The sequence below is a fragment of the Streptomyces beijiangensis genome, from assembly GCF_017315755.1.
Taxonomy (GTDB): Bacteria; Actinomycetota; Actinomycetes; order Streptomycetales; family Streptomycetaceae; genus Streptomyces; species Streptomyces beijiangensis.
Map to the genome: position 1 here is coordinate 1 of NZ_JAFLRJ010000897.1, position 274 is coordinate 274.

The 274-nt window shown below is 69.0% G+C and carries 1 pseudogene; it reads left to right on the plus strand.

Annotated elements, in window-relative coordinates:
• A pseudogene (locus J0695_RS39755) lies at nt 1-271 on the plus strand (TetR family transcriptional regulator); the annotation flags it as partial.
• Nucleotides 272-274: the final 3 nt, after the last annotated feature.

Here is a 274-nt window from a genome sequence, read left to right on the forward strand (position 1 = left end):
GGTCAGGGCCCTGACCTTCGCGGACCGCAGCGTGAGCCCCGAGGTCGACACGGTCTCGCGCCAGACGACGGTGATCATCCTGGACGCGATGGGCCTGGAGAACCCGACCCCCGAGCAGCTCTCGGCGGTCCGGGTGATCGAGCACACCTGGCACTCGGCGCTGATCACGTGGCTGTCGGGCCGGGCGTCGATCGCCCAGGTGAAGATCGACATCGAGATGGTCTGCCGCCTGATAGACCTGACGGATCCGGACGCCCGCCCCAGGGCCTGATCC